The sequence below is a fragment of the Pseudomonas panipatensis genome (genome assembly GCF_900099785.1).
Classification (GTDB): domain Bacteria; phylum Pseudomonadota; class Gammaproteobacteria; order Pseudomonadales; family Pseudomonadaceae; genus Pseudomonas; species Pseudomonas panipatensis.
The window spans coordinates 150,166-174,746 of the sequence record NZ_FNDS01000005.1 but is presented as its reverse complement, the minus strand read 5'-3'; the positions used below and the strand labels follow the sequence as shown (position 1 = coordinate 174,746).

At 66.9% G+C, this 24,581-nt stretch carries 20 protein-coding genes; all 20 read left to right on the top strand.

The genetic code is table 11. The features are described 5' to 3' along the window. Positions 1-99: 99 nt before the first annotated feature. The 20 genes from BLQ74_RS13340 (at position 100) to BLQ74_RS13245 (ending at position 24,555) form a co-directional block, all read left to right on the top strand. Complete coding sequence (locus tag BLQ74_RS13340) at positions 100-1,707, top strand: GGDEF domain-containing response regulator (protein ID WP_090263071.1); 1,608 nt, start codon at positions 100-102, stop codon at positions 1,705-1,707. A gap of 181 nt (positions 1,708-1,888) precedes the next feature. Beyond that, positions 1,889-3,742, top strand: a complete 1,854-nt coding sequence (locus BLQ74_RS13335; RefSeq protein WP_090263070.1) for a protein-disulfide reductase DsbD — start codon at positions 1,889-1,891, stop codon at positions 3,740-3,742. A gap of 143 nt (positions 3,743-3,885) precedes the next feature. Then, positions 3,886-4,329, top strand: a complete 444-nt coding sequence (gene aroQ / locus BLQ74_RS13330; RefSeq protein WP_090263069.1) for a type II 3-dehydroquinate dehydratase — start codon at positions 3,886-3,888, stop codon at positions 4,327-4,329. 24 nt (positions 4,330-4,353) lie between these two features. After that, positions 4,354-4,818: an acetyl-CoA carboxylase biotin carboxyl carrier protein gene (accB, locus tag BLQ74_RS13325; protein ID WP_090263068.1), complete on the top strand. Its 465-nt coding sequence runs from the start codon at positions 4,354-4,356 to the stop codon at positions 4,816-4,818. A gap of 17 nt (positions 4,819-4,835) precedes the next feature. After that, a complete protein-coding gene (gene accC / locus BLQ74_RS13320; RefSeq protein ID WP_090263067.1) occupies positions 4,836-6,185 on the top strand; it encodes an acetyl-CoA carboxylase biotin carboxylase subunit in 1,350 nt (449 codons plus the stop codon). Positions 6,186-6,357: 172 nt separating this feature from the next. After that, entirely contained in the window at positions 6,358-7,236 is an 879-nt protein-coding gene (gene prmA, locus BLQ74_RS13315) for a 50S ribosomal protein L11 methyltransferase (RefSeq protein ID WP_090263066.1), read from the top strand. Positions 7,237-7,312: 76 nt separating this feature from the next. Further along, a complete protein-coding gene (locus BLQ74_RS13310) occupies positions 7,313-8,812 on the top strand; it encodes a DUF3426 domain-containing protein (RefSeq protein ID WP_090263065.1) in 1,500 nt (499 codons plus the stop codon). 229 nt (positions 8,813-9,041) lie between these two features. Further along, positions 9,042-10,040 (top strand): tRNA dihydrouridine synthase DusB, encoded by a 999-nt coding sequence (gene dusB, locus BLQ74_RS13305; protein ID WP_090263064.1) that lies wholly within the window; start codon positions 9,042-9,044, stop codon positions 10,038-10,040. Next, the gene (fis, locus tag BLQ74_RS13300) at positions 10,037-10,357 is read left to right on the top strand and encodes a DNA-binding transcriptional regulator Fis (protein ID WP_090263063.1); all 321 of its coding nucleotides are present in this window, start codon (positions 10,037-10,039) and stop codon (positions 10,355-10,357) included. Before dusB ends, fis begins: the two co-directional genes overlap by 4 nt. 108 nt (positions 10,358-10,465) lie before the next feature. Next, positions 10,466-12,073 carry a bifunctional phosphoribosylaminoimidazolecarboxamide formyltransferase/IMP cyclohydrolase gene (gene purH, locus BLQ74_RS13295; RefSeq protein WP_090263062.1) on the top strand — a complete coding sequence of 536 codons (1,608 nt, stop codon included), beginning with the start codon at positions 10,466-10,468 and terminating at the stop codon, positions 12,071-12,073. Positions 12,074-12,292: 219 nt separating this feature from the next. Then, positions 12,293-13,582: a phosphoribosylamine--glycine ligase gene (gene purD, locus BLQ74_RS13290; protein WP_090263061.1), complete on the top strand. Its 1,290-nt coding sequence runs from the start codon at positions 12,293-12,295 to the stop codon at positions 13,580-13,582. A gap of 187 nt (positions 13,583-13,769) precedes the next feature. Continuing rightward, complete coding sequence (locus tag BLQ74_RS13285) at positions 13,770-16,532, top strand: hybrid sensor histidine kinase/response regulator (RefSeq protein ID WP_425287494.1); 2,763 nt, start codon at positions 13,770-13,772, stop codon at positions 16,530-16,532. A gap of 135 nt (positions 16,533-16,667) precedes the next feature. Beyond that, positions 16,668-17,264 (top strand): MarC family protein, encoded by a 597-nt coding sequence (locus tag BLQ74_RS13280; RefSeq protein ID WP_090263059.1) that lies wholly within the window; start codon positions 16,668-16,670, stop codon positions 17,262-17,264. A gap of 253 nt (positions 17,265-17,517) precedes the next feature. Beyond that, positions 17,518-18,786 carry an urea ABC transporter substrate-binding protein gene (urtA, locus tag BLQ74_RS13275; protein ID WP_090263058.1) on the top strand — a complete coding sequence of 423 codons (1,269 nt, stop codon included), beginning with the start codon at positions 17,518-17,520 and terminating at the stop codon, positions 18,784-18,786. A 98-nt stretch (positions 18,787-18,884) separates the two neighbouring features. Then, positions 18,885-20,471, top strand: a complete 1,587-nt coding sequence (gene urtB / locus BLQ74_RS13270) for an urea ABC transporter permease subunit UrtB (RefSeq protein WP_090263057.1) — start codon at positions 18,885-18,887, stop codon at positions 20,469-20,471. Further along, positions 20,468-21,547: an urea ABC transporter permease subunit UrtC gene (gene urtC, locus BLQ74_RS13265; RefSeq protein ID WP_090263056.1), complete on the top strand. Its 1,080-nt coding sequence runs from the start codon at positions 20,468-20,470 to the stop codon at positions 21,545-21,547. The genes urtB and urtC overlap by 4 nt, the downstream gene beginning before the upstream one ends. Continuing rightward, entirely contained in the window at positions 21,544-22,389 is an 846-nt protein-coding gene (urtD, locus tag BLQ74_RS13260) for an urea ABC transporter ATP-binding protein UrtD (RefSeq protein WP_090263055.1), read from the top strand. Before urtC ends, urtD begins: the two co-directional genes overlap by 4 nt. Positions 22,390-22,507: 118 nt before the next feature. After that, positions 22,508-23,206: an urea ABC transporter ATP-binding subunit UrtE gene (gene urtE / locus BLQ74_RS13255; RefSeq protein ID WP_090263054.1), complete on the top strand. Its 699-nt coding sequence runs from the start codon at positions 22,508-22,510 to the stop codon at positions 23,204-23,206. Positions 23,207-23,417: 211 nt separating this feature from the next. Beyond that, the gene (locus BLQ74_RS13250) at positions 23,418-24,251 is read left to right on the top strand and encodes an urease accessory protein UreD (protein ID WP_090263053.1); all 834 of its coding nucleotides are present in this window, start codon (positions 23,418-23,420) and stop codon (positions 24,249-24,251) included. 1 nt (position 24,252) lies between these two features. Further along, positions 24,253-24,555, top strand: a complete 303-nt coding sequence (locus BLQ74_RS13245) for an urease subunit gamma (protein ID WP_090263051.1) — start codon at positions 24,253-24,255, stop codon at positions 24,553-24,555. Positions 24,556-24,581 lie beyond the last annotated feature (26 nt).

Sequence of the window (24,581 nt, the reverse complement as noted above, 5' to 3'; positions counted from 1 at the left end):
CTTGACGGGCATCACTGGTATTGCCCGCGCCAACTGGTAGCATGGTGCCATCATCGTATGCGCCAGCCCGTGTATACGCATTCTCATAAGAAGCGCGCCATGACCGAGCACGACGATCCCAACCGCGATCGCTTGAAACATCATTTTTCCCAGCGGGTCATCCACCAGGCCCGGCATCTGCTGGAAATCTGGCAGAACCTGTCGCGCTCGGAATGGAACAGTGCCGGCCTGGCCGACCTGCGCGAAGCCTGCCTGCGCCTGCTGCGCTACGCGGAACGTTTCGAGCAGGCCGAGCATGCGCAACTGGCCGCCTCCATCGGTAACTGCCTGGAAGCCGTCGAGCGCAACAACGGGCGCCTCTCCAGCGAGTTGATCAGCGAACTCAACCAGCTCATGCAGCGCCTCTCGCGCACCGGCCTGCGGCATGGCGACCAGTTCGAGCAGACCCAGTTGCCGCCGCTGCGCAAGCCGGTGTACCTGGCCTTGCAGGACTTCGAGCGCGCCGAGCGGCTGGCCCAGCAGTTGGAGTTCTTCGGCCTGCAGGCGCTGCCCTGCGAACACGCCAACGCCTTCCGCGCGGCCATGTCCGAACGCCACCCGGCGGCGCTGGTGATGGAACTCGACTTCGCCGGTGGCGGCCTGCCCCTCGCCGAGGAGGTCCAGGCCGGGCTGGCACAGAAAGTCCCGGTACTGTTCTTCAGCCACGAAGAAACCGACACGCCCACCCGCCTGGCCGCCGCCCGCGCCGGCGGCCAGGACTTCTTCACCGGCACCCTGGACGCCTCCAGCGTGCTGGAAAAGATCGAGACCCTCACCCGGGTCGCCCACTACGAGCCGTTCCGCGTCCTCATCGTCGACGACTCGCGGGCCCAGGGCACGCACACCGAACGCGTGCTCAACGGCGCCGGCATCGTCACCCGCGCGCTGACCGCGCCGCTCTCGGTGATGGCCGAGATGGCCGAATTCCAGCCCGACCTGATCATCCTCGACATGTACATGCCCGAGTGCCTGGGCACCGAGCTGGCCAAGGTGATCCGCCAGCACGAGCGCTACGTCAGCGTGCCGATCATCTACCTCTCGGCCGAAGACGACCTGGACAAGCAGCTCGACGCCATGAGCGAGGGCGGTGATGACTTCCTCACCAAGCCGATCAAGCCGCGCCACCTGATCGCCACCGTGCGCAACCGCGCGGCCCGCGCGCGCAGCCTCAAGGCGCGCATGGTGCGCGACAGCCTGACCGGCCTGTACAACCACACCCACACCCTGCAGCTACTCGACGATGCCCGCTACCGGTCGCGCCGCGACGGCCGCCCGCTGACCTTCGCCATGCTCGATATCGACCACTTCAAGAAGGTCAACGACAGCTTCGGCCACCCCATGGGCGACCGCGTGATCAAGAGCCTGGCGCTGTTCCTCAAACAGCGCCTGCGCAAGACCGACCACATCGGACGCTACGGCGGCGAAGAGTTCGCCGTGGTCTTGCCGGACACCGACGCCAACGCCGCGCACAAAGTGCTCGAAGATATCCGCCAGCGCTTCGCCGAAATCCGCTATCCCGCGCATCCGGGCGACCTGAGCTGCACCTTCAGCTGCGGCATCGCCCAACTGATCGAACCCATGGACATCACCACCCTGGCCAAGCAGGCCGACGAAGCGCTCTACCGCGCCAAGCGCAGTGGTCGCAACCGGGTGGAGATCTACAGCTAGGACCGCGCGCGCAAGCAGCCACCGCCGCTGCGCATCGCATGCTGCACAGCGGAACCGGCGCCGCCGACACCTGTCTGAGCGGCGTCGCTCACCCCTCGTCAGTGCTGGCGAATCGCGCAGTGGCCAGGAATCGGGCGCTTTCCGCTATGATGCCGCCACTCAGAAAGACCGCGAGACTTCCATGCGTCGCCTGCTGACACTGCTCCTGCTATTGGTCGCCCTGCCCGCCGCCGCTGGCCTGTTCGACAAACCGGCCGCCAGCGCCGGCTTCAGCGCCTCGGCGCCCACCGACAGCAAGTTCCTGCCGGTGGCCGAAGCCTTCCGCCTCAGCGTCGAAGACAGCGACAGCCAGAATGTGCAACTGCGCTTCATCAATGCCGAGGGCTACTACCTCTACCGGCACCGCATGAAGTTCCAGGTCGAGCCGGCCACGGTCACCCTCGGCGAGGTACGCCTGCCCGAAGGCAAGGCGCATCACGACGAGTACTTCGGCGATTCCCAGGTCTACTACGCCATCACCGACGTCCAGGTGCCGGTGAACAACCCGCAGAAACGTCCCTACACCCTGGTGGTGACCTACCAGGGCTGCGCCGACAAGGGCCTTTGCTATGCCCCGGAAACCGCCCGCCTGAACCTCTCCGCCGAGGGCGTCGCGAGCCTCGCGCCGACGGCGGCGCCCGCGTCCAGGGCGGCGGTCCCCGCCGAATCCGGCATCGTCGACGACCTGCTGTCGATGCTCAAGGGCGACAGTGGCGGCACGCTCAAGAAACTCGACCGCGGCCTGCTGATCGCCTTCCTCGCCGGCCTGACGCTGACCTTCACCCCGTGCGTGCTGCCGATGTTGCCGATCCTCTCCGGCGTGGTCCTGCGTGGCCGCCCGGGCGGAACCCGCGGGCTGGTGCTGTCGCTGGCCTATGTGCTGCCAATGGCCGCCTGCTACGCCGTGCTCGGCGCGCTGATGGGGCTGTTCGGCGCCCGCTTCAACCTCCAGGCGATGCTGCAGTCGCCCTGGGTGCTGGTGCCCTTCGCCTCCTTCTTCGTGCTCTTCGCCATCGCCATGTTCGGCGTCTTCGAACTGCGCCTGCCGGGCTTCCTCCGCGAGCGTCTGGACCGCATGGCCGCCGACACCCGTGGCGGGTCCATCGCCGGTGCCGCCACCCTCGGCCTGCTTTCCAGCCTGCTGGTCTCGCCCTGCGTCAGTGCGCCGCTGGCCGGCCTGCTGCTGTACATCGGCAGCACCGGCGATGCGCTCGGTGGCGGTCTGCTGCTGTTCGCCCTCGGACTGGGCATGGGCACCCCGCTGGTGATCTTCGGCGCCGGCGGCGGCGCGCTGCTGCCGAAAACCGGGGCCTGGATGACCCAGGTGCGTAACTTCTTCGGCGTGCTGCTGCTGGCGGTGGCCATCTGGCTGCTCGATCGCGTGCTCTCCGGCCCCGTGTCGCTGGCCCTGTGGGGCGCGCTGGCCGGCGGCGTCTCGCTTGCGCTGGGCACCCTCGAACTGGTGAAGAAGACGCCCATGCAGCGCGCCGCGCAATTGCTCGGCCTGATGCTGCTGGTCTACGCCCTGGCCGCCTGGACCGGCGCCCTGCGTGGCGAATCCGATCCGCTGCACCCACTGGGCCGCTGGCAGGCATCCAGCCACGCCGGGCCACCCACCTCGGTGCCCGGCAGTTGGGAAAACCTGACCACGCCCGGCGAACTCAAGACCGCCCTGGCCGAAGCCCAGGCCAACGGCCAGCCGGTGCTGCTGGACTGGTACGCCGACTGGTGCATCAGTTGCAAGATCATCGAGCGCCAGGTACTGCCGGCCGCCGACGTCCAGGCGCAACTGGGCGGTTACCGCCTGCTGCGCTTCGACATGACGCAAAGCACCGAGGAACAGCGCGCCCTGCTCGACCAGTACAAGCTGTTCGGTCCGCCGGCCCTGCTGCTGTTCTCCGCGCAGGGCCAGGAACACAGCGACCTGCGCATCGTCGGCGAAACCGACGCCGCCACCCTGGCCGGCCACCTGACCCAGGCCGGCGCGCGGCGCTGAGCCGCGCGCCACATATTTCTGCAGCAATTTTCAGACAATATGTCGGCATCTACGGCAAAAGCGGCATGACTGGACAGTCACCTCCGGTTTCCGGCATAGTCCGGCCAGCCTTATTCAGCCCATCCCAAGAGAATCGAACGCAGATGGCCACCCTACTGGTATTGCACGGACCCAACCTGAACCTGCTGGGTACCCGCGAGCCCGGAGTCTATGGCTCGGTCACCCTCGATCAGATCAACCAGGACCTGGAGCGCCGCGCCCGCGACGCCGGCCACCACCTGATGTACCTGCAAAGCAACGCCGAGTACGAATTGATCGAGCGAATCCATGCCGCGCGCGGCGAAGGCGTGGACTTCATCATCATCAATCCGGCGGCTTTCACGCATACAAGTGTCGCCCTACGTGACGCATTGCTCGCAGTGAGCATCCCATTCATCGAAGTGCACCTGTCGAACGTGCACAAACGTGAACCTTTCCGGCATCACTCCTACTTCTCCGACGTAGCGGTAGGGGTGATCTGCGGCCTGGGTGCCACAGGCTATCGCCTGGCCCTGGAGTCCGCCCTCGAACAACTTGAACGCCCGTGACCTCACCTGGGAGTGCGAACGCTAATGGACATCCGTAAAGTCAAGAAACTGATCGAACTGCTCGAAGAATCCGGTATCGACGAGCTGGAAATCCGCGAAGGCGAAGAGTCGGTACGCATCAGCCGACACAGCAAGACCGCCGCCCAGCCAATCTACGCCGCCGCTCCGGCCTATGCGCCGGCGCCCGCTCCGGCACCGGTCGCCGCCGCTGCCCCGGCCGCCGCCGAAGCCGCTCCGGTCGCCGCCAAGCTGAACGGCAACGTGGTCCGTTCGCCGATGGTCGGCACCTTCTACCGCTCGCCGTCGCCAACCGCTGCGCCCTTCGTCGAAGTCGGCCAGAGCGTCAAGAAAGGCGACATCCTGTGCATCGTCGAAGCCATGAAGATGATGAACCACATCGAGGCTGAAACCAGCGGCGTCATCGAGTCGATCCTGGTCGAAAGCGGCCAGCCGGTCGAATACGACCAGCCGCTGTTCACCATCGTTTAAGCCGCGGGGAGCCTGCGATGTTGGAAAAAGTATTGATCGCCAACCGCGGCGAAATCGCGCTGCGCATCCTGCGCGCCTGCAAGGAACTGGGTATCAAGACGGTCGCGGTGCACTCCACCGCCGACCGCGAACTGATGCACCTGTCGCTGGCCGATGAGGCCGTGTGCATCGGCCCGGCTCCGGCCGGCCAGTCCTACCTGCACATCCCGGCGATCATCGCCGCCGCCGAAGTCACCGGCGCCACTGGCATTCACCCGGGCTATGGCTTCCTCGCCGAGAACGCCGACTTCGCCGAGCAGGTGGAACGCTCCGGCTTCACCTTCATCGGCCCGACCGCCGACGTGATCCGCCTGATGGGCGACAAGGTCTCGGCCAAGGACGCCATGAAGAAAGCCGGCGTCCCCACCGTACCGGGCTCCGACGGTCCGCTGCCGGAAGACGAGGAGACCGCCCTGGCGATCGCCCGTGAAGTCGGTTACCCGGTGATCATCAAGGCCGCCGGTGGCGGTGGTGGTCGCGGCATGCGCGTGGTGCACAGCGAAGAAGACCTGATCAAGTCGGCCAAGCTGACCCGCACCGAGGCCGGTGCCGCCTTCGGCAACTCCATGGTCTACCTGGAGAAGTTCCTGACCAACCCGCGTCACGTGGAAGTCCAGGTGCTCTCCGACGGCCAGGGCAATGCCATCCACCTGGGCGACCGCGACTGCTCGCTGCAGCGCCGCCACCAGAAGGTCCTCGAAGAAGCGCCTGCGCCGGGCATCGATCCGAAGGCACGCGAGGAAGTCCTGCAGCGTTGCGTCCAGGCCTGCATCGAGATCGGCTACCGTGGCGCCGGCACCTTCGAGTTCCTCTACGAGAACGGCCGCTTCTACTTCATCGAGATGAACACCCGCGTGCAGGTGGAGCATCCGGTGTCGGAGATGGTGACCGGCATCGACATCGTCAAGGAAATGCTGCGCATCGCTTCCGGCCAGAAGCTGTCGATCCGCCAGGAGGACGTGGTGATCCGCGGTCACGCCCTGGAATGCCGGATCAACGCCGAAGACCCGAAGACCTTCATGCCCAGCCCGGGCAAGGTCAAGCACTTCCACGCGCCTGGTGGCAACGGCGTGCGCGTCGATTCGCACCTGTACAGCGGCTACGCGGTTCCGCCGAACTACGATTCGCTGGTCGGCAAGCTGATCACCTACGGCAAGGATCGTGACGAAGCCCTGGCGCGTATGCGCAATGCCCTGGACGAGCTGATCGTCGATGGCATCAAGACCAACACCGACCTGCACAAGGATCTGGTCCGCGACAAGGAATTCTGCAAGGGCGGCGTGAACATCCATTACCTGGAGAAGAAGCTGGGTATGGACAAGCACTGACATCGCGCAAGCGCTATCATGTGCACCCCCGAAGGAGCGGCTAGTCCGCTCCTTCGCATTTTCCAACGCCTGAGAAGTCATTCGAGCGCTGGCGAGCGGGAGCCGGCGTAGACGCGGAACGGCCGCCCCGCCGCCGCTCATGCATGACTTCTATTCTTTCCGGAGACTACACATGCCCTGGGTTCAAGTCCGACTCGCCATTACCCCGGAACAGGCGGAAACCTACGAAGACGCGCTGCTGGAAGTCGGCGCCGTGTCGGTGACCTTCATGGACGCCGAAGACCAGCCGATCTTCGAGCCGGACCTGGGCACCACCCCGCTGTGGACCCACACCCACCTGCTCGCCCTGTTCGAGGCCGACACCGACGAAACCGCCCTGCTCGCCCACCTGCGGCTGCTGACCGGCGGCGAGCTGCCGGAACATCAGGTCGAGCGCGTCGAGGATCAGGACTGGGAGCGCAGCTGGATGGACAACTTCCAGCCGATGCGCTTCGGTCGCCGCCTGTGGATCGTCCCGAGCTGGCATGCCGCGCCCGAGCCGGAGGCGGTGAACCTGTTGCTCGATCCGGGCCTGGCCTTCGGCACCGGCACCCACCCGACCACCGCGCTGTGCCTGGAATGGCTGGACAGCCAGGAGCTGGCCGGCGACACCGTGCTGGACTTCGGCTGCGGCTCCGGCATCCTCGCCATCGCCGCACTGCTGCTGGGCGCCAAGCAGGCCTTGGGCACCGATATTGACCCGCAAGCCCTCGAGGCCTCGCGCGATAATGCCTCGCGCAACGGCATCGACCCGGCGTCGTTCCCCGTCTACCTGCCCGCCGATCTGCCGCAGCAGCCGGCCGACGTGGTGGTGGCGAACATTCTTGCCGGCCCTCTGGTCTCACTGGCGAGCCAACTGACGTCGCTGGTCAAGCCGGGCGGCCGCCTGGCGCTGTCCGGCATCCTCGCCGAACAGGCCGAAGAAGTGCGCGCCGCCTACGCCGGGGCTTTCGACCTGGACCCCACCGCCGAGCGCGATGGCTGGGTACGCATCAGCGGCCGCCGCCGCTGATCGGGCAACGCACCCAAGTGCCCGCACGACAAGGCTTGAGTTAGACTAAACGCCCGTTTTTCCGCCGGAACGCCGCATGAGCGAGAGCTTCATCACACAGTGCCCGCATTGCCAGACCAGCTTCCGCGTCAACCAGGCGCAGCTGGGGGCGGCCAATGGCGCTGTGCGTTGCGGCGCCTGCCTCAAGGTCTTCAACGCCCCGCAGCACATGCAAGGCACTCGCAGCGCGAGCCCCAGCAGCCCGAGCGAGCCAGTTCGCCCGCCCGTATCGGGCCCGGCCAGCCTGCCGTCGTCCAGCACGGCGGCAGCCGCCCCGGCGCAGGCGGCGCGCCCCGAACAGCCGGCGCCGGCTGCAACCCAGCCGCCGGCACGCCCCAGCGGCGCGACCCTCGGCTGGCCGCTGGCGCCCCACGCCGCACGCCACGCCACCGACGCTCCAGCTCCAGCTCCAGCTCCAGCTCCAGCTCCAGCTCCAGCCAAGCCAGTGGAAGCGCCTGCCAGCGCAAGCGCCAAGGGAGCCGACGAAACCCTGTGGATTCACGACGATCTGGACCTGGACAGCCTCAACCTCGATGAAGAGCTGGCCAAGCTGGACGAACTCGAACTGTCCCAGGAGTTCCGCGAACTGAAGGGCGCCCCCACCCCCACGGAGGCCTTGCTCGGCGAGCGCGCGGAAAGTCGCGACCCGCATGATGAGCGCTGGGCCGAAGCACTCCTGAGGGACGAACAGCAGGCAGCCCCCGGCGGCCGCCAGGAGCCGCGCCTGGGGCGCATCGAGGAGGCTGCCGAAGAGCGCCCGGAACCGCGCCTGGAGTCCAGCGCCAGCGCCGAGCCCGTGCTCGCAGCCAAGGCCGCCGAGCCGGAAGCAGACGACGAGGAAGCGCTTCCCGCCCTCAGCGCCCGCCGCGATGACGACGACGAAGTGCTCGATGCCGACGAAGAGCCCGAGCAAAGCCAGGAGCCGCCACTGGAAAGCTCCGCCGAGACCGCCGAAGCAGAACACGAAACCCGCGCCGAACCCGCCCTGCGCGTGGACAGCCTGCGCGAACTGAACGACGAACCGCTGCAACTCGACTGGCAGAAGCCCAAGGGCCGCTGGGGCCGGCGCATCCTCTGGCTGCTGCTGATCCTGCTCGCCTTCGCCGGCCTGGCCGCCCAGTACATCGCCTACCACTTCGACGAACTGGCGCGCGAAGACACTTACCGCCCCTGGTTCGCCCAGCTCTGTCCCGAACTGGGTTGCAGCCTGCCGTCCAAGGTCGACGTCGACCAGATCCGCAGCAGCAACCTGGTGGTGCGCAGTCACCCGGACTTCAATGGCGCCCTGGTGGTCGACGCGATCATCTACAACCGCGCCAGCTTCTCCCAGCCCTTCCCGCTGCTGGAACTGCGTTTCGCCGACCTCAACGGCCAGCTCATCGCCAGCCGCAGTTTCAAGCCCAGCGAATACCTCGGCGGCGAACTGGCCGGGCAGACGGAAATGCCGCCGCAAACGCCGATCCACATATCGCTGGACATCCTCGATCCGGGTCCCAAGGCAGTGAACTACAGCCTCAGCTTCCACTCGCCGGAGTAATCGCGCGAGTAGCTCAAGACGAGGCGGGACGCCAGTTCCGCTCGTCTTCCAACCGTCGGCAATAAGCCTCTGATTGCTCAGATTTTATCCAAAATCGCCTTTATCCGGTCACCGAGAGCGGGTATCATGCCCTCCCTTTTTTGCTAGCACCGGTGGCCAGTAGCCCTTGCCTCCCCGAGTCCCCGACCCGCGGAGTTCATGGCGATTGCGCCCCATTAACAGGGAAGCGATGTCGGTGGTGAGCATCGGCTCTTACACACTGCCCAACAGACTGATCCTGGCTCCCATGGCCGGCGTCACTGATCGACCATTCCGCCAACTGTGCCGCCGTCTCGGTGCCGGCATGGTGGTATCGGAGATGGTCACCAGCGACGTGCGCCTGTGGAACAGCCGCAAGTCGCGCCTGCGCCTGGTGCATGACGCCGAGGATCAACCGCGTTCGGTGCAGATCGCCGGCGGCGACCCGCAGATGCTTGCGGAAGCCGCGCAGCGCAACGTGGAGCTGGGTGCGCAGATCATCGACATCAACATGGGCTGCCCGGCGAAGAAGGTCTGCAACAAGGCGGCGGGCTCCGCCCTGCTCCGGGATGAGCGGCTGGTGGCCGACATCCTCGAGGCGGTGGTAGGCGCCGTCGACGTCCCCGTGACCCTGAAGATCCGCACCGGCTGGGACCGCGACAACCGCAATGGCGTGACGGTCGCGCGGATCGCCGAACAGTCCGGCATCCAGGCGCTGGCCGTGCATGGCCGGACGCGCGCCGACCTCTACACCGGCGAAGCCGAATACGAAACCATCGCCGCAATCAAGCAGGCAGTGGGTATCCCGGTGTTCGCCAATGGCGACATCGACTCGCCGGAGAAGGCCAGGCACGTGCTCGCGCAGACCGGGGCGGACGCCCTGCTGATCGGACGCGCCGCCCAGGGCAGGCCCTGGATATTCCGTGAGATCGAGCATTACCTGAGCACCGGCGAGACCTTGCCGGCGCCGTCCTTGGCCGAAGTGGAAAGCATCTTGCTTGAACACCTCGCCGCATTGCATGCGTTTTATGGGGAAGAGCTGGGTGTCCGCATCGCCCGCAAGCACGTGGGCTGGTACCTGGCGACCTTGCCGGGCGCGGCGGAGTTCCGCGCCCTGTTCAATCGTTTGCAGAACACGGATGCACAGTGCGCCAGCGTCAGGCAGTTCTTCGCCGAGCGCCACAACAACGGAGAAGGGGTGGCCGCATGACAACGATGACCGAGACATTAGTGAGTGGAATGACACCCGTGAGCGACAACGCGAACCTCAAACAGCACCTGACCACGCCCACGCAGGAAGGCCAGACCCTGCGCGACAGTGTGGAAAAGGCACTGCATAACTATTTCGCCCATCTCGAAGGGCAGCCGGTCACGGACGTGTACAACATGGTGCTCAGCGAAGTGGAAGCGCCGCTGCTGGAAACCGTCATGAACCACGTGAAAGGCAACCAGACCAAGGCGTCCGAGCTGCTCGGCCTGAACCGCGGCACCCTGCGCAAGAAACTCAAGCAGTACGACCTGCTCTGACGAGCCGGCGCCGAAGCGGGTCGGAGGCTGGCAGTGACGCTCAGCTCCAGGCCTCCAGCCCAGTGCTTCGACCGATCACCCTTTCTTCTCCTCAAAGATGGTTTAGAGATGACCGACCAGACCACCCGCCTGCCCATCCGCCGTGCGCTGATCAGCGTTTCCGACAAGACCGGCGTCGTCGATTTCGCCCGTGAGCTGGTTGCCCTCGGCGTGGAGATCCTCTCCACCGGCGGCACCTACAAGCTGCTCAAGGACAACGGCATCGCCGCCGTGGAAGTGGCCGACTACACCGGCTTCCCGGAAATGATGGACGGCCGCGTGAAGACCCTGCACCCGAAAGTGCATGGTGGCATCCTCGGCCGCCGCGGCACCGACGACGCGGTGATGAACGAGCACGGCATCAAGCCGATCGACCTGGTGGCGGTCAACCTCTATCCCTTCGAGGCCACCGTGGCCAAGCCGGATTGCGACTTGCCCACCGCCATCGAGAACATCGACATCGGCGGCCCGACCATGGTCCGTTCGGCGGCGAAGAACCACAAGGACGTCGCCATCGTGGTCAACGCCGGCGACTACGGCAGCGTCGTCGAAGCCCTCAAGGCCGGCGGCCTGACCTACGCCCAGCGTTTCGACCTGGCGCTCAAGGCCTTCGAGCACACCGCCGCCTACGACGGCATGATCGCCAACTACCTGGGCACCATCGACCAGCAGCGCGACACCCTCTCCACCGAAGGCCGCGACGCCTTCCCGCGCACCTTCAACAGCCAGTTCGTCAAGGCGCAGGAAATGCGCTACGGCGAGAACCCGCATCAGAGCGCGGCCTTCTACGTCGAGGCGAAGAAGGGCGAAGCGAGCATCTCCACCGCCGTGCAACTGCAAGGCAAGGAGCTGTCGTACAACAACGTGGCCGACACCGACGCCGCGCTGGAGTGCGTGAAGAGCTTCGTCAAGCCGGCCTGCGTGATCGTCAAGCACGCCAACCCGTGCGGCGTGGCGGTGGTCCCGGAAAACGAAGGCGGCATCCGCAAGGCCTACGACCTGGCCTACGCCACCGACAGCGAGTCGGCCTTCGGCGGCATCATCGCCTTCAACCGCGAGTTGGATGGCGAAACCGCCAAAGCCATCGTCGAGCGCCAATTCGTCGAAGTCATCATCGCCCCGAAAGTCTCCGCCGCCGCCCGTGAAGTGGTGGCCGCGAAGACCAACGTACGCCTGCTGGAGTGCGGCGAATGGCCGGCCGAGCGTGCCGCTGGCTGGGACTTCAAGCGCGTCAACGGCGGTCTGCTGGTGCAGAGCCGCGACATCGGCATGATCACCGAGGCCGACCTGAAGATCGTCACCCAGCGGGCGCCGACCGAGCAGGAAATCCACGACCTGATCTTCGCCTGGAAAGTGGCCAAGTTCGTCAAATCCAACGCCATCGTCTACGCCAAGAACCGTCAGACCGTGGGCGTCGGCGCCGGCCAGATGAGCCGCGTCAACTCCGCGCGCATCGCCGCCATCAAGGCCGAGCACGCCGGCCTGGAAGTGAAGGGCGCGGTGATGGCTTCGGACGCCTTCTTCCCGTTCCGCGACGGCATCGACAACGCGGCCAAGGCCGGTATCACCGCGGTGATCCAGCCGGGCGGCTCGATGCGCGACAACGAAGTCATCGCGGCAGCCGACGAAGCCGGTATCGCGATGGTCTTCACCGGTATGCGCCACTTCCGCCACTAAGGTGGGTCGGACGCGCTGAAGCAGGCATCTGCTGCGTTGCCCGAGCGTTCCCCAATGCTCATTGCCAGAAGGCAACTCCGCTTGGTGAACGCCCGGGCGCCTTGCATCTACCCGCTTCATCGCGCCCCTCGAGAGTTGGTCGTTTAGATTTCGTAGCCTGGGTGGAGCGAAGCGATACCCGGGAATCCGGCCCGTCCGGAACTGTTCAGGAGATATCCCATGAACGTACTCATCATCGGCAGCGGCGGCCGCGAACACGCCCTGGCCTGGAAAGTCGCCCAGGACCCGCGCGTCGAGAAGGTCTTCGTCGCCCCGGGCAACGCCGGCACCGCCACCGAAGCCAAGTGCGAGAACGTCGCCATCGACGTGCTGGCCTTGGAGCAACTGGCCGACTTCGCCGCGAACAACGTGCAGCTGACCATCGTCGGCCCCGAGGCGCCACTGGTCAAAGGCGTGGTCGACCTGTTCCGCAGCCGTGGCCTGGACATCTTCGGCCCGACCGCCGGCGCCGCCCAGCTGGAAGGCTCCAAGGCGTTCACCAAGGACTTCCTCGCCCGCCACAAGATCCCCACTGCCGCCTACCAGAACTTCACCGAAGTCGAGCCGGCGCTGGCCTACCTGCGCGAGAAGGGCGCGCCCATCGTGATCAAGGCCGACGGCCTGGCCGCGGGCAAGGGCGTGATCGTCGCCATGACCCTCGCCGAAGCCGAGGAAGCGGTGCGTGACATGCTCGCCGGCAACGCCTTCGGCGACGCCGGTTCGCGCGTGGTGATCGAGGAGTTCCTCGACGGCGAGGAAGCCAGCTTCATCGTCATGGTCGATGGCCAGAACGTGCTGCCGATGGCCACCAGCCAGGACCACAAACGCGTCGGCGATGCCGATACCGGCCCGAACACCGGCGGCATGGGCGCCTACTCGCCGGCGCCGGTGGTCACCCCCGAGGTGCATCAGCGGGTGATGGACGAAGTGATCTACCCGACCGTGCGTGGCATGGCCGAGGAAGGCAACGTCTACACCGGCTTCCTCTATGCCGGCCTGATGATCGACAAGAGCGGCGCGCCCAAGGTCATCGAATTCAACTGCCGCTTCGGCGACCCGGAAACCCAGCCGATCATGGTGCGCCTGGAGTCCTCCCTGGTGCTGCTGATCGAGGCCGCGCTGGCCAAGGCCCTGGACAAGGTTGAGGCGACCTGGGACCCGCGCCCGACCGTGGGCGTGGTACTGGCCGCCGGCGGCTACCCGGGCGACTACGCCAAGGGCGACGTCATCGACGGCCTGGACGAAGCGGCAAAGCTGGACGGCAAGGTCTTCCATGCCGGCACCGCGCTGAAGGACGGCCAGATCGTCACCGCCGGCGGCCGCGTGCTCTGCGCCACCGCCATCGGCAAGAGCGTGTCCGACGCCCAGCAGCAGGCCTATCGCCTGGCGGAGAAAATCCGCTGGAACGGCTGCTTCTATCGCAAGGACATCGGCTACCGCGCCATCGCCCGCGAGCGTGGCGAAGGCTGACGGAGCCGTCGCGGAGACGCCCGTGCGGCGTCTCCCGCGCCCGCCGATGACCTGCGGTCGGGCCGCGGGACCTGGCGGGTCCGGATACATTACCGGCCATCGGGCACTTGGCTATAATCCGGCCACTCACTTCCGAAGGGACCTCGCCGTGCGTCGGCTCTGGATTGCCACAGGACTCCTCGTCTGCCTGCTGCTGACCGCCTTGGTCGCCGGCCCGAGCCAGGCGCTTGCGCAAGATGACGGCGGCTGGTCGCAATTGCACGATGGCGAAGGCCAGTTGCAATTGCAGGACATCCTTTCGGCGCGCCTGCGGCCGTTGTTCAGCCACCTCGAAATCGACGACCTGCATGCCCCCGCCGGCCCCGGCGCCACCTGGCTGCACTACCGTCTGCCGCCCACCGACGCGCCGCGCCAGTTGCGCCTCTTCGCGCCCAGCCTGGACAGCTTGCAACTCTACCTGCTGCAGGATTCGCAACTGCTCGAACAGCGCCAGGCCGGCAACCTCTTCCCCGGCCAACGCCCGCTGCTCAACAGCGACCTGATCCTGCCCCTGCGCAGCAGCCAGGAGCCGCTCGACCTTTACCTGCGCCTGAGTTCCACCCAGACCCTGCATCCCAGCATCAACCTGGAAAGCGCGGAGTATCCCGGCGGCCAGCAGCGCCAACTGCAGTTCGGCGTGCTGCTCGGCTGCCTCGGCATGCTGCTGGCCTACAACCTGGTGCGTTTCGCCTATCACCGCACCCGCGCCGGGCTCTGGCTGGCCGGCATGCATGCCGGCTTGCTGATCGCCTGCCTGGCGCTGTTCGGCCTGCTCAGCCCCTGGTACGGCACGCATCAGTCCTGGCAGCCAGTGACCGCACAGTTGGCGCAGTTGCTCGTGCTGTTCTGCGCCCTTGGCTACACCTGCAGTTTCTTCCGGGGCCTGAGCCCGGCACTGCCGCTGCGCCGCCTGCTGTTCGGCGGCAGCCTGGCGCTGCTGCTCCTCGGCGCCCTGCTGCATACGCTGCTGGCGACGCCGATCAGCGAGCTGCTCTACGGACTGATCACCCTGACCACCCTTGGCATGTTCCTGGTGGCCGGCTACCACATGCGCCAAGGCTATCGCCCGGCGCGCATGTTCACCCTCGCCATGGGTCTGTTCGTCGGCATCTGGTTGCTCTGCCTGCCGGCCCTGCTCGGCTACATGCCGACGCGCAGCGACTGGCTCGGCACCGGTCTGCTCGGCCTGACCGCCGCCGTCGGCTTCCTGCTCAGCGTGGCCCTCGCCGAACGCCAGCGCAAACTGCAGCAGGAGCAGTTCGACGCCAGCCGCAAACGCGCCGCGAGCATGGCCGAACTGAAGGCCAAGGGCGACTTCCTGGCCAAGATCAGCCATGAAATCCGCACCCCCATGAACGGCGTGCTGGGCATGACCGAACTGCTCCTCGGCACGCCGCTGTCGGCCAAGCAACGCGACTACGTGCAGACCATCCACAGCGCCGGCAACGAGTTGCTGGCGCTGATCAACGAGATTCTCGACATCTCCAAGCTGGAGTCCGGCCAGGTCGAGCTGGACGAGGTGCAGTTCGACCTCGGCGCGCTGATCGAGGACTGCCTGGCGATCTTCCGTGTGCGTGCCGAGCAGCAGAAAGTCGAGCTGATCAGCTTCATCCAACCACAGGTGCCACGGGTCATCAGCGGCGACCCGACGCGCCTGCGCCAGGTGCTGCTGAGCCTGCTGGACAACGCGTTCAAGCAGACCGAGGAAGGCGAGATCCTGCTCGTCGTTGCCCTCGACGGCCTGCCCAACCAGCCGCGCCTGCGCATCGCCGTGCAGGACAGCGGCCGCCCGCTGGACGCGGGCGAGCGCCAGGCCCTGCTGACCGCCGAGCTGCACAGCCGCGACTTCCTCTCGGCGACCCGCATCAGCAGCCGCCTCGGCCTGATCATCGCGCGCCAACTGATCCAGCTGATGTCCGGCCAGCTCGGCATCGAGAGCGGCAACGACAGCGGCAGCCATTCCGGCAACACGCTCTGGCTCAGCCTGCCGCTGGACGAGCAGATGCTCGAACACCCCACCGCCGACCTCGAAGGTCCGCTGCAGGGCGCGCGCCTGCTGGTGGTGGATGACAACCAGACCTGCCGCAAGGTGGTGCTGCAGCAGTGCAGCGCCTGGGGCATGAACGTCAGCGCGGTCGCCTCCGGCAAGGAAGCGCTGGCCCTGCTGCGCACCAAGGCGCACCTGCGCGAGTACTTCGATGTGGTCCTGCTCGACCAGGACATGCCCGGCATGACCGGCATGCAACTGGCGACCAAGATTCAGGAAGACCCCAACCTCAACCACGACATCCTGCTGATCATGCTGACCGGCATCAGCAACGCGCCGGGCAAGATCATCGCCCGCAACGCCGGCATCAAGCGCATCCTGGCCAAGCCGGTGGCCGGCTATACGCTCAAGGCGACCCTCGCCGACGAGCTGGCCCAGCGCGGCCCCAGCGGCGTCAGCAACTACCCGCCGGTGGCCGTCGAACCGACACCGCTGGCCCCGCCCAGCGACTTCCGCGTGCTGGTCGCCGAGGACAACAGCATCTCCACCAAGGTCATCCGCGGCATGCTCGGCAAGCTCAACCTGCAGCCGGACACCGCCAGCAATGGCGAGGAAGCGCTGGCGGCGATGAAAGCCACGCAGTACGACCTGGTGCTGATGGACTGCGAGATGCCGGTCCTCGATGGCTTCTCCGCCACCGAGCGGCTGCGCGCCTGGGAAGCCAGCGAAAAGCGCCCGCACACGCCGGTGGTGGCGCTCACCGCGCACATCCTCAGCGAGCACAAGGAACGCGCGCGCCTGGTCGGCATGGACGGGCACATGGCCAAGCCGGTGGAGCTCTCGCAACTGCGCGACCTGGTGGCCTACTGGGTCGGCGAGCGCGAACGACGCCTGCACCCACAGAGCGACCCGCTGCCGTCCTGAGCGCTTGGCGCGGACCTGGCCCGCGCCCGCGCCACCCTTGCCATCGAACAATGACCCCGGCAGCCGCGCCCGCTATGCTTCACCCCCAGACACGCCCCCGCGCGTGAGACACCTCAGTCGGACGAGTTCTGCCCCATGCATGTGCTGTTCAGCGTGTACCTGAAGATGCTGGTGCTCTACAGCCCCTTCTTCGTGCTTTCCTGCTTCATCAGTCTCAGCCGCGGCTTCGCCCCGCGCGATCGCAAGCACATGGCCTGGCGCGTGGCCCTGGCGGCGCTGATCGCCAGCATGTTGCTGTACCTGTTCGGCCGCTACATCTTCACCCTCTTCGGCATCACCGCCGACGCCTTCCGCATCGGCGCCGGCAGCGTGCTGTTCATCTCCGCCCTGGGCATGGCCCAGGGGCGCTCGTCGGTGCAGGCGGACAACGTGCAGCAGGATGTCACCATCGTGCCGCTGACCATCCCCATCACCGTTGGTCCCGGCACCATCGGTGCGCTGCTGGTGATGGGCGTGGGCCAGCCCTGGGAAGACAAATTGCTCGCCATGGCGGCGATCTTTCTCGCCTGCCTGACCCTCGGCGTGACCCTCTACCTCTCCGACAAGATCGAGAAGCTGCTGGGCGACCAGGGCCTGCAGATCGTCAGCCGGCTGATGGGCCTGTTCGTCTGTGCCCTGGCCGCGCAGATCATCATGACCGGGGTGCGCGGCTACTTCCTGCCGACACCCTGATGCGCCGCTTTTGGGAGCGCCTGGCGGCAAAGCCCGTCGCGCGCACCAAAGGAGCGCAGGACAACGCCTGAGCATGGCGCCGGATATTCCCGCGAAGCCCTTCTAGAACAAGTCCTTGCACGGCTTGGCACGGATGCTGCGATAGCACTCCCGACCCCTGGGTCCCCACCCACTTCGGGAGGCTGTTCGAGCCGCGGCGCACCTGACCGCCCAGCAGTCTCCTCGCGCCTGGATAGCCAAGGAGGCTGCCGCGATGAAACGTCGTCCCCTGTTGAAAAGCACACTGGCCGTCAGCGCACTGCTGCTCAGCGGCCTGTTCCCGTTCAGCTCCCAGGCCGCCGAGACCATCAAGGTCGGCATCCTCCACTCGCTCTCCGGCACCATGGCCATCTCCGAGACCTCGCTGAAGGACATGGCGCTGATGACCATCGACGAGATCAACGCCAAGGGCGGGGTCAACGGCAAGAAACTCGAACCGGTGGTGGTCGACCCCGCCTCCAACTGGCCGCTGTTCGCCGAGAAGGCCCGCCAACTGCTGACCCAGGACAAGGTCGCGGTGGTCTTCGGCTGCTGGACCAGCGTGTCGCGCAAATCCGTGCTGCCGGTCTTCGAGGAACTCAACGGCCTGCTGTTCTACCCGGTGCAGTACGAGGGCGAGGAGCTGTCGCCGAACGTCTTCTACACCGGCGCGGCGCCGAACCAGCAGGCGATCCCGGCGGTGGAATACCTGATGAGCGAGGACGGCGGCAGCGCCAAGCGCTTCTTCCTGCTCGGCACCGATTATGTCTACCCGCGCACCACCAACAAGATCCTGCGCGCCTTCCTGCACAGCAAGGGCGTGCAGGACAAGGACATCCAGGAGGTCTACACGCCGTTCGGCCACAGCGACTACCAGACCATCGTCGCCGACATCAAGAAATTCTCCGCCGCTGGCAAGACCGCGGTGATCTCCACGGTCAACGGCGACTCCAACGTGCCCTTCTACAAGGAACTGGCCAACCAGGGCCTGGAAGCCACCGAGGTGCCGGTGGTGGCCTTCTCCGTGGGCGAAGAAGAACTGCGCGGCATCGACACCAAGCCGCTGGTGGGCAACCTCGCCGCCTGGAACTACTTCGAGTCGGTGAAGAACCCGGAGAACGAGAAGTTCGTCGCCGCCTGGAAGGCCTATGCCAAGGCGAAGAACCTGCCGAACTACAGCACCGCGGTGACCAACGACCCGATGGAAGCCACCTACGTCGGCATCCACATGTGGGCGCAGGCCGTCGAGAAAGCCGGCAGCACCGATGTCGACAAGGTCCGCGAGGCCATGGCCGGACAGTCCTTCAAGGCGCCCTCGGGCTTCACCCTGACCATGGACAAGAGCAACCACCACCTGCACAAGCCGGTGATGATCGGCGAAATCCAGGATGACGGTCAGTTCAACGTGGTCTGGAAAACCCCCGAGCCGATCCGTGCGCAACCCTGGAGCCCGTTCATCCCGGGCAACGACAAGAAGCCGGATTACGCGGTGCGGAGCAACTGAGCCGCCACTCGCCGGCGCCTCTCTGCCTGTCCCTCGCCCTTCGCGGAGAGGGACAGCGGCCTTCGACCAGCCACGGCACGTCGCTCAGGAAACACGCCATGCCCACTGCCCTGCCCCGACTGCTCCAGCACTGCGTCCTGGCCCTGGCCATGCTCCTGGCCCTGCCCGCCATCGCCGGCCCGGCGCAGGACTTCGTCAATGCCGACAACGACGCGCGCGGCAAACTCCTCGAACAATGGGCCGCGGCGCCGGAAGCCGGCCGCCTGCCATTGCTCGAAGCCCTGCAGGCCGGCAAGCTCGCCGTCGACGCGCAGAACCATCCGCTGCTGCCCGCCAGCGACGGCCAGTACCGCGCCGCCGAGGGCGACGCCGCGCCGCTCGGCGAGGTGGACAAGCTGCGCCTGAACAACCGCCTGCGCGCCCTGGTGAATAGCGCGCTGGCCAGCCACCAGTTGGTCGCCGAGAGCACCGCCACCCGCCTGGACGCCGCGCGCCAGCTACAGAAGAGCGCCAAGCCGGCGCAACGCACCCTGCTCGCCTATCGCCTCGAAGCGGAACCCGACGACGACGTGAAGGCCGCCCTGCAACTGGCCCTGGCCAACCTGCAACTGGCCGATCCCTCGCCGCAGGTGCGCCTGTCCGCCGTGCGTCTGCTCGGTGAGTCGGGCGATCCGCAGGCGCTGACCCGCCTGCAGAACCAGCTCGATCCGAACCTGGAAGCCGACGCCGGCGTGCGCACCGCCGCCGCCACCAGCCTGGCCCAGGTGAAACGCCGCCTGCTCGTCGGCGACCTGCTCGGCCAGGCCTTCAGCGGCCTGTCGCTGGGCTCGATCCTGCTCCTTGCCGCCCTCGGCCTGGCCATCACCTACGGCCTGCTCGGGGTGATCAACATGGCCCACGGCGAGATGCTCATGCTCGGCGCCTACGCCACCTATGTGGTGCAGTTGCTGTTCCAGCGTTTCGCCCCCGGCGCCCTCGAGTGGTATCCGCTGGCGGCGCTGCCGGTGGCCTTCGGCGTCACCGCCGTCATCGGCATGGCCCTGGAGCGCACGGTGATCCGCCATCTCTACGGCCGCCCGCTGGAAACCCTGCTGGCGACCTGGGGCATCAGCCTGGTGCTGATCCAACTGGTGCGCGTGCTGTTCGGCGCACAGAACGTCGAAGTGGCCAACCCGGCCTGGCTGTCCGGCGGCATCCAGGTGCTGCCGAACCTGGTGCTGCCGTGGAACCGCATCGTCATCATCGGCTTCGCCCTGTGCGTGCTGGCGCTGACCTGGCTGCTGCTGAACAAGACCCGCCTCGGCCTGAACGTCCGCGCGGTCACCCAGAACCGCAACATGGCCGCCTGCTGCGGGGTACCCACCGGGCGTGTGGACATGCTCGCCTTCGGCCTCGGCTCGGGCATCGCCGGGCTCGGCGGGGTGGCCCTGTCGCAGGTCGGCAACGTCGGCCCGGACCTCGGCCAGAGCTACATCATCGACTCCTTCCTGGTGGTGGTGCTGGGCGGCGTCGGCCAGCTCGCCGGCAGCGTCTGCGCGGCCTTCGGCCTGGGCGTGGCGAACAAGATCCTCGAACCGCAGATCGGCGCGGTGCTCGGCAAGATCCTCATCCTCGCGCTGATCATCCTGTTCATCCAGAAACGTCCGCAGGGGCTCTTCGCTCTGAAAGGGAGGGTCATCGATTGAACCAGCCACTCACCGTCAGCGCCGCGCAGAAGGCCGGGCCGAAGCTCACCGCTAGCGTCAGCGCCGCGCTCTTCGTCGCCCTGCTGCTGATGCCGCTGCTGCACCTGCTGCCGGAAGACAGCGCCCTGCACCTGTCGGCCTACAGCCTGACCCTCGGCGGCAAGATCCTCTGCTACGCCATCGTCGCGCTGGCCCTGGACCTGGTCTGGGGCTACGCCGGGCTGCTGTCCCTCGGCCACGGCCTGTTCTTCGCCCTCGGCGGCTATGCCATGGGCATGTACCTGATGCGCGAAGCCTCCGGCGACAGCCTGCCGGCGTTCATGACCTTCCTCTCCTGGAGCGAACTGCCCTGGTACTGGTACGGCACCCAGCACTTCCTCTGGGCGCTGTGCCTGGTGGTGCTGGCGCCGGGCCTGCTGGCCCTGGCGTTCGGCTTCTTCGCCTTCCGCTCGCGGATCAAGGGCGTGTACTTCTCGATCATGACCCAGGCGCTGACCTTCGCCGGCATGTTGTTGTTCTTCCGCAACGAGACCGGCTTCGGCGGCAACAACGGCTTCACCAACTTCCGCAGCATCCTCGGCTTCCCGATCACCGCGCCGGGCACCCGGGTGGCGCTGTTCATCGCCATCGTCGTGCTCCTCGCGGCCAGCCTGGCGCTGGGCTGGGCGCTGGCGCGGAGCAAGTTCGGCCGCGTCCTCACCGCCCTGCGCGACGCCGAGAACCGCCTGATGTTCTGCGGCTACGACCCACGCGGCTACAAGCTCTTCGTCTGGACCCTGTCGGCGGTGATCTGCGGCCTGGCCGGCGCGCTCTTCGTGCCGCTGGTGGGCATCATCAACCCCAGCGAAATGTCACCGACCAACTCCATCGAGGCGGCCGTCTGGGTCGCCCTCGGCGGACGCGGCACACTGCTCGGACCGCTGCTCGGCGCCGGCGTGGTGAACGCTGCGAAGAGCTGGTTCACCGTGGCCTTCCCGGAGTACTGGCTGTTCTTCCTCGGCGCGCTGTTCATCGTCGTCACCCTGTACCTGCCGCGCGGCATCCTCGGCGCGATCAAACGGGAGAAAGCAGAATGAGAGCCGTCCCCCACCTGATGCTGGAGCCGGCCTTCGATCCCAGCGCCAGCAACCGCGACGCCATCGGTATCGGCAACAAGGCCAGCGCGGCGCTGGACGTGCGCCACGGCACCCTCCTCACCCTGGAGGACATCAACGTCAGCTTCGACGGCTTCAAGGCCCTGCGCGACCTCACGCTGTACATCGGCGTCGGCGAACTGCGCTGCATCATCGGCCCCAACGGCGCCGGCAAGACCACGCTGATGGACGTGATCACCGGCAAGACCCGCCCGGACACTGGCCGCGCCTGGTTCGGCGAGACCCTCGACCTGACGCAGATGTCCGAGGTCGAGATCGCCCAGGCCGGCATCGGCCGCAAGTTCCAGAAACCCACGGTGTTCGAGGCGCTGAGCGTGTTCGAGAACCTCGAACTGGCGCAGAAAGCCGATAAATCGGTGTGGGCCAGCCTGCGCGCGAAGCTGTCCGGCGAACAGAAAGAGCGCATCGAAGCGGTACTCGCCACCATCCGCCTGCGCGAGTCACGCCATCGCCCGGCCGGGCTGCTCTCCCACGGCCAGAAGCAATTCCTCGAAATCGGCATGCTGCTGGTCCAGGAGCCGCAGTTGCTGCTGCTCGACGAGCCGGTGGCGGGCATGACCGACGCCGAGACCGAATTCACCGCCGAGCTATTCAAATCCCTCGCCGGCACGCACTCGCTGATGGTGGTGGAGCACGACATGGGCTTCGTCGGCAGCATCGCCGACCGGGTCAGCGTGCTGCACCAGGGCCATGTGCTGGCCGAGGGTTCGCTGGAGGAGGTGCAGGCCAACGAACAGGTGATCGAGGTCTATCTCGGGCGCTGAATCACGTGCCTTGCGTAGGTTGGCGTGGAGCGCAGCGATACCCAACAGCCTTGTGCCGCATGGGTATCGCTGCGCTCCCCCCTCCTGCGGGAGTCCGTAACCATCAAGGAAAGGTCCCATGCTGCAAGTCGACAAACTCCACCAGTACTACGGCGGCAGCCACATTCTCCGAGGCCTGTCGTTCGAGGCGAAGATCGGCGAGGTCACCTGCCTGCTCGGGCGCAACGGCGTGGGCAAGACCACCCTGTTGAAATGCCTGATGGGGCTGATCCCGGCCAAGGACGGCAGCGTCACCTGGGAAGGCCAGGCGATCACCGCGGCCAAGCCGCACCAGCGGGTGCGCGCGGGGATCGCCTACGTGCCCCAGGGCCGCGAGATCTTCCCGCGGCTGAGCGTGGAGGAGAACCTGCTGATGGGCCTCTCGCGTTTCGGCGCGCGGGAAGCGAAGGAAGTTCCGGCGTTCATCTACTCACTCTTCCCGGTGCTCAAGGAGATGAAACAGCGCCGGGGCGGCGACCTTTCCGGTGGCCAGCAGCAACAGTTGGCGATCGGCCGCGCGCTGGCCAGCCGGCCACGCCTGCTGATCCTCGACGAGCCTACCGAAGGCATCCAGCCGTCGGTGATCAAGGAGATCGGCGCGGTGATCCGCACGCTCGCCGAACGCGGCGACATGGCCATCCTGCTGGTCGAGCAGTTCTATGACTTCGCCGCCGAGCTGGCCGACCAGTACCTGGTGATGGCCCGTGGCGAAATCGTCCAGCAGGGCCGTGGCGCGGACATGGAAAGCGACGGCGTGCGCGGCCTGGTGGCGATCTGAAGCCGCAGGGTGGATAACCGCGAACGCTCATTCGCCCCACGCCCCGCAATGGTGCGCAAGCTATCCAGGCGCACCGCAATCGCGCCCATACCTGACCACTCGGACAAGCCCAACCGGCCCGCCGGCCCAGGCGTCGCGGGGCCACGCACTATCCTGGCGCAGAAGGCACGCCAATTGCTCTCTCCAGGGCAAGCCACAGGAACCTTGCCCGATGAATGCGCCCGTCCCCCCCTTCCACCCCGCCTGGCACGCCGAGCTGGAGCTCGCCTATGCCCGCGTCGGCGAGGGCACGCGGCCGGTCAAGCGACGCCACCTCGGCCCGCTGCGGGTACAGAAGCACCTGTACGCGGAAGGCCCGCAGGTGTGCCAGCACATCGTCGTGCATCCGCCCGGCGGCATCGCCGGCGGCGACACCCTGGCCCTAGACATCCACGCCGGGGCGAACAGCTGGGCGCAACTCACCAGCCCCGGCGCGGCCAAGTGGTACCGCGCCGCCTGTAGCGCGCAGCAGACGCTGAACCTGCGTGTGGCCCGCGGCGCCACCCTCGAGTGGCTGCCCCAGGAAACCATCCTGTTCTCCGGCGCCCAGGCCGAACTCGCCACGCGCATCGATCTCGACGGCGACGCCCGGCTGTTCTACTGGGACCTGCTCGCCCTCGGCCGTCCGGCCAGCGGCGAGCGCTTCGACCAGGGTCATTTCAGCGCCGCCCTGGACATCCGCCGCGACGGCCGCCGCCTGTGGCACGAGCGCCTGCGCATCGACGGCGGCGACCGCCTGCTCGACTCGCCCATCGGCCTGGCCGGCCACCCGGTGATGGCCACGCTGATCGCCAGCGGGCAGATCGACGCGGCGTTGCTCGACACCTGCCGCGCGCTCCCCTGCCAGGGGCGCGGCAACCTCACCCAACTGCCCGGCCTGGTAGTCGCCCGCTGCCTCGCCCACGAGGCGCTGCACGCCCGCGCCTGGCTCATCGAACTCTGGCGCCGGCTACGTCCCGCGCTGCTCGGCCGCGAGGCCGTTCCCCCGAGAATCTGGAGTACCTGACATGGACCTCACCCCCCGCGAGAAGGACAAGCTGCTGATCTTCACCGCCGGCCTGGTCGCCGAGCGCCGCCTCGCCCGTGGCCTGAAGCTGAACTACCCGGAAGCGGTGGCGCTGATCTCCGCCGCGCTGCTCGAAGGCGCCCGCGACGGCCAGACGGTGGCCGAGCTGATGCACTACGGCACCACCCTGCTGAGCCGCGAACAGGTGATGGAAGGCGTGCCGGAAATGATCCCGGAGATCCAGGTGGAAGCGACCTTCCCGGACGGCACCAAACTGGTCACCGTGCATCAGCCCATCGTCTGAGAATCAGCCGATGCCTACCGCCCTTG